The 8,971-nt window shown below is 47.5% G+C and carries 6 protein-coding genes and 1 pseudogene; all 7 read left to right on the top strand.

Translation table 11 applies throughout. The annotated features are described in order from the left end of the window. The coding region (gene tet / locus DWX23_RS24580) for a tetracycline resistance ribosomal protection protein (protein ID WP_122376443.1) at positions 1–1,683 on the top strand (1,683 nt) is incomplete at its 5' end. Next, positions 1,680–2,801, top strand: a complete 1,122-nt coding sequence (locus DWX23_RS24585; RefSeq protein WP_005809248.1) for an efflux RND transporter periplasmic adaptor subunit — start codon at positions 1,680–1,682, stop codon at positions 2,799–2,801. The genes tet and DWX23_RS24585, both read left to right, overlap by 4 nt. Next, positions 2,798–5,911, top strand: coding sequence for an efflux RND transporter permease subunit (locus DWX23_RS24590; RefSeq protein WP_005809243.1), 3,114 nt, complete (start codon positions 2,798–2,800; stop codon positions 5,909–5,911). Before DWX23_RS24585 ends, DWX23_RS24590 begins: the two co-directional genes overlap by 4 nt. Beyond that, a complete protein-coding gene (locus DWX23_RS24595; protein ID WP_005809240.1) occupies positions 5,912–7,270 on the top strand; it encodes an efflux transporter outer membrane subunit in 1,359 nt (452 codons plus the stop codon). A gap of 121 nt (positions 7,271–7,391) precedes the next feature. After that, positions 7,392–7,619, top strand: a pseudogene (locus DWX23_RS24600) (hypothetical protein); the annotation flags it as partial. A gap of 2 nt (positions 7,620–7,621) precedes the next feature. Beyond that, entirely contained in the window at positions 7,622–8,665 is a 1,044-nt protein-coding gene (locus DWX23_RS24605) for an ABC transporter permease (protein ID WP_005809236.1), read from the top strand. After that, complete coding sequence (locus DWX23_RS24610; protein ID WP_005809234.1) at positions 8,665–8,916, top strand: efflux RND transporter periplasmic adaptor subunit; 252 nt, start codon at positions 8,665–8,667, stop codon at positions 8,914–8,916. Before DWX23_RS24605 ends, DWX23_RS24610 begins: the two co-directional genes overlap by 1 nt. The last annotated feature ends 55 nt before the right edge of the window (positions 8,917–8,971 follow it).

Consider the following 8,971-nt stretch of genomic DNA (forward strand, 5'->3'; position numbering starts at 1 on the left):
TTCAAAATGCTTGATGGAGCAGTCCTCATCTTATCCGCAAAGGAAGGCATACAAGCGCAGACAAAGTTGCTGTTCAGTACTTTACAAAAGCTGCAAATCCCGACAATTATATTTATCAATAAGATTGACCGTGCCGGTGTGAATTTGGAGCGTTTGTATATGGATATAAAAACAAATCTGTCGCAAGATGTCCTGTTTATGCAAACTGTTGTCGATGGATTGGTTTATCCGATTTGCTCCCAAACATATATAAAGGAAGAATACAAAGAATTTGTATGCAACCATGACGACAATATATTAGAACGATATTTGGCGGATAGCGAAATTTCACCGGCTGATTATTGGAATACGATAATCGATCTTGTGGCAAAAGCCAAAGTCTATCCGGTACTACATGGATCAGCAATGTTCAATATCGGTATCAATGAGTTGTTGGACGCCATCTCTTCTTTTATACTTCCTCCAGAATCAGTCTCAAACAGACTTTCAGCTTATCTCTATAAGATAGAGCATGACCCCAAAGGACATAAAAGAAGTTTTCTAAAAATAATTGACGGAAGTCTGAGACTTCGAGACATTGTAAGAATCAACGATTCGGAAAAATTCATCAAGATTAAAAATCTAAAGACTATTTATCAGGGCAGAGAGATAAATGTTGATGAAGTGGGGGCCAATGATATCGCGATTGTAGAAGATATGGAAGATTTTCGAATCGGAGATTATTTAGGTACTAAACCTTGTTTGATTCAAGGGTTATCTCATCAGCATCCCGCTCTCAAATCCTCCGTCCGGCCAGACAGGTCCGAAGAGAGAAGCAAGGTGATATCCGCTCTGAATACATTGTGGATTGAAGACCCGTCTTTGTCCTTTTCCATAAACTCATATAGTGATGAATTGGAAATCTCGTTATATGGTTTGACACAAAAGGAAATCATACAGACATTGCTGGAAGAACGATTTTCCGTAAAGGTCCATTTTGATGAGATCAAGACTATCTACAAAGAACGACCTGTAAAAAAGGTCAATAAGATTATTCAGATCGAAGTGCCACCCAACCCTTACTGGGCCACAATAGGGCTGACGCTTGAACCCTTGCCGTTAGGGACAGGGTTGCAAATCGAAAGTGACATCTCCTATGGTTATCTGAACCATTCTTTTCAAAATGCCGTTTTTGAAGGGATTCGTATGTCTTGCCAATCTGGTTTACATGGATGGGAAGTGACAGATCTGAAAGTAACTTTTACTCAAGCCGAGTATTATAGCCCGGTAAGTACACCTGCTGATTTCAGACAGCTGACCCCTTATGTCTTCAGGCTGGCCTTGCAACAGTCAGGTGTGGACATTCTCGAACCGATGCTCTATTTTGAGTTGCAGATACCCCAAGCGGCAAGTTCCAAAGCTATTACAGATTTGCAAAAAATGATGTCTGAGATTGAAGACATCAGTTGCAATAATGAGTGGTGTCATATTAAAGGGAAAGTTCCATTAAATACAAGTAAAGACTACGCCTCAGAAGTAAGTTCATACACTAAGGGCTTAGGCGTTTTTATGGTCAAGCCATGCGGGTATCAAATAACAAAAGGCGATTATTCTGATAATATCCGCATGAACGAAAAAGATAAACTTTTATTCATGTTCCAAAAATCAATTTATGAATTAATACAAAACAAGAAGAAAATATGAACAAGCAATTCATTATCACGAATTTCGCCGCATTTGCTCTCATGCTGTTCCTGCCGACCGGATGCAGGCAGGCGGACGGCAAGCAGGATGCGGTGCAGAGTTATCGGGTCATAAAGGTCGCGGCAAGTCCGGTGGAAATCTCCGAGTCCTATTCCGCCGCCATACGCGGACGGCAGGATGTGGACATCCTGCCGCAAATATCCGGGCGCATTATCCGTCTGAAAGTGAAAGAGGGTGAACGGGTGAAGACCGGTCAAGTATTGGCTGTAATTGACCAAGTGCCCTATCGGGCGGCATTACGCACGGCGCAGGCCAATGTCAGCGCGGCACAGGCAAAAGTGGAAACGGCAAGAATCGAGCTGCGGGGCAAGCAGGCATTGTTTGACGAGAAGGTCATATCCGACTACGAGCTTTCTCTCGCCCGGAACCAACTGGCAGTGGCGTGTGCTGAACTCGAACAGGCAAAGGCACAAGAATCGGATGCACGCAACAATCTCTCCTATACGGAAATCAAAAGCCCGAGCAACGGAGTAGTAGGCACATTGCCCTATCGCATCGGTGCGCTTGTCGGTCCCAATATGGCACAGCCTTTCACGGTCGTGTCCGACAATGCGGAGATGTATGCCTATTTCTCCATTTCGGAGAATATGCTACGGCGATATTCGGCTCGCTATGGCTCGATTGACAGCATGATAGCCGGGACGCCGGAAGTGGGCCTGCAACTCAACGACGGCAGCCTGTACAAGGCGAAAGGACGTATTGAAACCGTAAGCGGCGTGGTGGATCCTGTTACCGGAACGGTACAAATCAAAGCCCTGTTCCCCAATCCCGACCGCGAACTGTTGAGTGGCAGCATCGGCAATGTCATCCTTCAAAACCCGAAAACGGAGGCCGTAACCATTCCCATGACCGCCACCGTGGAACTGCAGGACAAGATTATCGCTTACCGTCTGAAAAACGGACAGGCGGAAGCCGCCTATCTCACGGTGGACCGCCTGAACGACGGCAACCGGTTTATCGTAAAAGAAGGTCTTTCGGTCGGTGACACCATTGTCGCCGAAGGCGTGGGACTGGTGAGAGAAGGCATGAGCATAACCCCTAAAAACGAAACGAAATGAACCTGCGATTTTTTATAGACCGCCCGGTGTTTTCGGGCGTTATCTCGGTGGTGATTGTACTGTTGGGCATGATTTCCATGTTTTCCTTGCCGGTGGAACAATACCCCGACATCGCACCTCCGACCATCAACGTATTCGCAACTTATCCGGGAGCAAACGCTGAAACCGTGCAGAAGGCAGTGATAACCCCTCTGGAAGAAGCCATCAACGGAGTGGAAGACATGACCTATATGACTTCCACGGCATCGAATACGGGAGATGCTTCCATCAACATCTATTTCAAACAGGGAACCAACGCGGACATGGCGGCGGTAAACGTGCAGAACCGCGTGAACGGCGCACTGAGCCAACTTCCGGCGGAAGCCACCAAGACCGGTGTCACCACTGAAAAGCAGCAGAATGCCGAACTGATGACTTTCGCGCTCTATTCGCCCGATGACCGCTTCGACCAGACCTTCCTGAGCAATTACGTGAAAATCAATGTCGAGCCGAGGCTGAAACGTATCAGCGGCGTGGGAAAGGCACAGTTGTTCGGTTCCAACTACAGCATGCGACTTTGGCTGCGTCCCGACAAGATGGCGCAATACGGGCTTATCCCCGATGACATCTCTGCCGTACTTGCACGACAGAACATCGAGGCCGCCACCGGCTCCTTCGGTGCCAATCATCCTACCGCCAATGAATACACGATGAAATACCGCGGACGCTTGTCCGGAGCGGAAGAGTTCGGTGAGCTGGTCGTCAAGTCACTGCCGGGCGGCAATGTGCTTCGGTTGAAAGAGGTTGCCGATGTGGAACTGGGCGATGAATACTACAACTATTCCTCCGAGGTGAACGGGCATCCGGCAGCTATGATGCTCATCAACCAGAAAGCCGGGTCCAATGCATCAAGCACCATCAAGGAGATTCACGAAGTGCTTGACGACCTTAGCCGGGACTTGCCCGAAGGGACGGAATTCGTGGTGCTTACCGATACCAACAAGTTCCTGTATGCCTCCATCCACTCTGTCCTCCGCACCTTATTGGAAGCGATACTTCTGGTCATCGTGGTGGTGTATGTGTTCTTGCAGGACATCAAGTCAACGCTTATCCCTACCATATCCATCTTCGTTTCCATCATCGGCACATTTGCCGTGATGTCCATGATTGGATTCTCCATCAACCTGCTCACCCTGTTCGCGCTTGTGCTTGCCATCGGAACCGTGGTCGATGATGCCATTGTGGTGGTGGAAGCGGTGCAGGCGAAGTTCGATGAGGGCTATCAATCAGCAGTTCTCGCGGCTGATGATGCCATGAAAGGCGTTTCGTCGGCTATCCTGACCTCTACCATAATCTTTATGGCAGTGTTTTTCCCCGTAGCCATGATGGGCGGGACTTCGGGAGCGTTCTACACGCAGTTCGGTATCACGATGGCTGTTGCCGTGGGAATCTCGGCAGTCAATGCCTTCACACTCTCACCGGCACTTTGCGCGCTGCTGCTGAAACCCTATATCGATGAGCAGGGCAACACTAAGAACAATTTTGCAGCCCGTTTCCGTAAAGCGTTCAATGCCGTCTTCGACAGTCTGAGCCGACGCTATGTACGTGGAGTGATGTTCATTATCCATCGCCGATGGCTGTTGTGGAGCATCATAGGCATTTCTTTCGGGTTGCTGGTGCTGCTGGTCAATGTCACAAAGACGGGACTTATTCCCGAAGAGGACACCGGGACGGTCATGGTGAGCATGAACACGAAGCCCGGCACATCCATGGCTCAGACAAGTAAGGTGATGGAGCGTATCAACAGCCGTCTCGACAGCATCGGCGAGATTGAATACAGCGGTGCGGTAGCCGGTTTCTCTTTCAGCGGTTCCGGTCCCTCGCAGGCGATGTATTTCGTGACACTCAAAGACTGGGAGGATCGTAAGGGAGAGGGGCAGTCGGTGAATGATGTCATCGGAAAGATTTATGCCGCCACTTCAGATATTCCCGATGCCACGGTGTTCGCCATGTCGCCTCCGATGATTGCCGGGTACGGCATGGGAAACGGTTTCGAGCTTTATTTGCAGGACAAGGCGGGCGGAAACATCGCCGCTTTCAAGGAAGAGGCGGACAAGTTTGTCGAAGCCTTGTCGCAACGACCCGAAATCGGCGAAGTCTATTCCTCCTTTGCCACGGACTATCCGCAATACTGGGTGGATATCGATGCCGCCAAATGTGAGCAGTCGGGTGTGTCGCCCGCAGATGTGCTTTCCACATTGTCGGGCTATTATACCGGACAATATGTTTCCGACTTTAACCGGTTCTCCAAGCTCTACCATGTGACCATGCAGGCTCCGGCGGAATATCGTGTGAATGCGGAATCCCTGCACCACATGTATGTGCGCGCCTCCGATGGCGGCATGTCGCCTTTGAGCCGGTTCGTGCGCCTGACCAAGACCAACGGCCCGTCAGACCTCACCCGTTTCAACCTGTTCAACGCCATCTCGATTAGCGGGTCGCCGGCGCAGGGTTACAGTTCAGGGCAGGTGCTCGAAGCCATCGGCGAGACGGCACGTGAAGTGCTTCCGTCAAATTACACATACGAGTTTGGCGGCATTTCGCGTGAGGAAAGCAAGACGACCAACAATGCCACGCTTATATTCCTGCTCTGCATGGTTCTGGTCTATCTGATTCTGTGCGCCTTGTATGAGAGCGTGTTCATACCCTTCGCGGTTCTGTTGTCGGTGCCTTGCGGACTAATGGGCAGTTTCCTGTTTGCGTGGCTCTTCGGTCTGGAGAACAACATCTACATGCAGACCGGATTAATCATGATTATCGGCCTGCTTGCCAAGACCGCCATCCTGCTTACCGAATACGCCGGCAAGCGGCGGTCGGAAGGCATGACGCTGGCACAGGCAGCATACAGTGCGGCAAAAGTCCGCCTGCGCCCTATATTGATGACTGTGCTGTCCATGGTGTTCGGTCTTGTCCCGCTGATGATGGCGCACGGAGTGGGTGCCAACGGCAGCCGTTCGCTTGCCACAGGTGTAATCGGTGGAATGATTGTCGGTACTTTGGCTCTGTTGTTCCTTGTGCCGTCATTGTTTATTGTATTCCAATATATTCAAGAACGTGTTAAGCATAATTAAATGAAGAAGACAGTAATATATATCATATTGTCAGGATGGATGTTTGCCGGTTGTGGCACATACAGCCGGTATCATCGTCCTGACCTCTCAACGGAGAATCTGTATCGGGACGTACCGGCGGACATTGATACAACGACCATCGCGTCCCTGTCGTGGCGGGAAATGTTTACCGACCCGAAACTCCAGTCCTTGATTGAAACCGGACTTGAACGGAACACAGACCTCAATGTGGCACGGTTACGCGTGGAAGCGACAGAAGCCGTCCTGATGACTGCCAGACTATCATATCTTCCATCACTGGGACTGACTGCCGAAGGTAATGCCAATAAACATGACGGAGCAACGGCAAAGACATATAATGTGGGAGCGTCGGCAAGCTGGGAACTGGACATCTTCGGCAAACTTACGGCGGCAAAGCGTGGTGCAGCCGCCGCGTTACAAGGAAGCCGTGCCTACCGGCAGGCCGTACAGACACAGCTTGTCGCCACTATTGCAGACAGTTACTACACCCTTGCCATGCTTGACGCACAAATGGCAATAAGTAACCGGACTTTGGAGAACTGGCGGACTACCGTACGTACTCTTGAAGCGTTGAAAAAAGTGGGGAAATCAAACGAAGCCGGCGTATTGCAGGCAAAGGCGAACGTGATGCGACTCGAAGCATCCCTGTTATCCATACGCAAGAGTATTTCCGAAACAGAAAATGCCCTGTCTGCGATACTTGCCATGCCGTCACACTCGATTGGACGAAGTAATCTGGCCGAGGCTGCTTTCCCCGATACTGTCTCGATTGGAGTCCCTTTGCAACTGCTTTCCAACCGTCCCGACGTGCGTCAGGCTGAAATGGAACTGGCGCAGGCGTTCTACGCCACCAATGCGGCTCGTGCCGCCTTCTATCCCAATATTACCCTCTCGGGGACTCTTGGATGGACTAATAACGGCGGTGGCGTAATCGTAAATCCCGGACAATGGTTGCTCAATGCCATCGGTTCCCTGACACAGCCCTTATTCAACCGGGGCACAAACATCGCCAACTTGAAGATAGCCAAAAGCCGTCAGGAAGAAGCCAAACTGTTGTTCCGGCAATCATTGCTGAACGCTGGAAAAGAAGTGAACGATGCTCTGACTGCATGGCAGACGGCAAAATCGCAAATTGAAATCAATGCTCGACAGGTTGAAACATTATGCGATGCTGTGCGAAAGACAGAATCGCTTATGCGTCATTCCAATGCCACCTATCTGGAAGTGTTGACCGCCCAACAGTCTCTTCTCGAAGCGGAAGTGCAACAGCTACAAACTCGTTTTGAACGCATACAAAGTGTAATCAAACTTTATCATGTGTTGGGAGGAGGAATGTAACTGCAATAAATAGAAAAATTTGAAATTATTATTAGTGTTATTCATCTCGGATATTTTTCGTGATTCTGCCGCATGTAGATATTGTACGAAAGCAATATTTGGATTGTAAAATATCAAGCCAATGAAAATACTTTTGCAGCATAAAATATTTATAGGATACTTTCTTTTAATGGCGATCATTGGCAGCATGGTCGCTATTGTTCTGCACGAGCGTAGTCGTGTACAGAAAATAGAGAATGAATCAATCGCTATTTTTCAAACCCAGCACAATATCAATACCACACACCGCTATGTGACCACGTTAGTAACTTATGGTGAATCCGTCATGGTATGGAATGATGAGGATTCTGGGTGAAGTATAAGAATATCAGAGAAGGGGAACAATTGCATTTCGATTTGCATTTTCTTAACCGCATAAAGAAACAGTTCCCGGGGATAAAAGCTATTTCGCCTGAAATAACAGGACCTTATTCGCAAGTGATGAATAAAGCTAAAAGCGGACTTTTTAAGATTATAGGAATCAATGAAAACTATATGGGAATTAAGATACTTAAAATCAACGAAGATGGACGATATTTTAATAAAGGAGATGACGAGAATACCCGTAATGTTACCATTATCGGCGAAAATGTCAGTACGACCTTATTTAATAATCAAAAAGCGTTGGGTAAGTCGATCAACATTGCCGGTATTGATTTTAAGGTGATAGGCGTACTAAAGAATGATGATATTTTCAGCGCTTCGGAAATCAATTCGGTATATGTGCCCTTCTCAAGTTACATAAACTGTATTGACAATAAGACTCCATTGCGCGCTTTCTGTTTATATCTGAACAAAGAAGTTGATTCCAAGCGATTTGAGAATGAGCTGAGAGCCTTCATCGCTAATAAATACCAATTTGCTTATTCTGATAAGCAAGCCTTACAGATAATCAATTTTGAGACACAAACATCTGCTTTTGAGGGACTCTTTGATGGATTGAAAATGTTTATCTGGATCGTAGGAATTTGTTTTCTGATAAGTGGTATTGTTGGAGTAAGCAACATCATGTTTGTCGTGATCAAAGAAAGGAGTAGCGAAATAGGCATCCGTAAGGCTGTAGGAGCAACTCCTAAATCCATTCTTGTGTTAATGCTGACGGAATCTGTCATCATAACTGTAATCTCCGGTATCATCGGATTGATATCAGGTGCAGCTATTCTTGAGATTATAAATTGGTTGCTCGAAAGCGCCCGTCACGCGACAATGATAAAGCATGCAGAAATAGATATAAATGTAGCTGTTCTCGCTTTGGTTATCTTGATTTTGTCCGGTGTCATTGCCGGAGCATTTCCGGCTATGAAAGCATCTGTTATACAACCCATTGACGCCATTAGAAACGAAAATATAGGATAATGAAGACATTTAAGATTATATTAATTTGCATCTTTTCCGCCACACTGGCATTTGTTGCTTTTCGTTCTTCGCTAAGAGGTACAAAGGCAATTTACGAAACTACACAACCACAATATCGCGAGATCAAAGAGGAAATAAACATATCCGGCAATGTTTTTCCGATGAAGGAGATCGAAATAAAATCGCAGATATCGGGAGTCCTGGACAAGATTAATGTTTCGATAGGAGATAAAGTGCGCATAGGAGATTAAATATAAATTCAAGCAATCATAGCCCGTAATTCACTGAATTTGGCTATCTTTGCAT

Source organism: Parabacteroides sp. AF18-52, from assembly GCF_003479145.1.
GTDB lineage: Bacteria > Bacteroidota > Bacteroidia > Bacteroidales > Tannerellaceae > Parabacteroides > Parabacteroides faecis.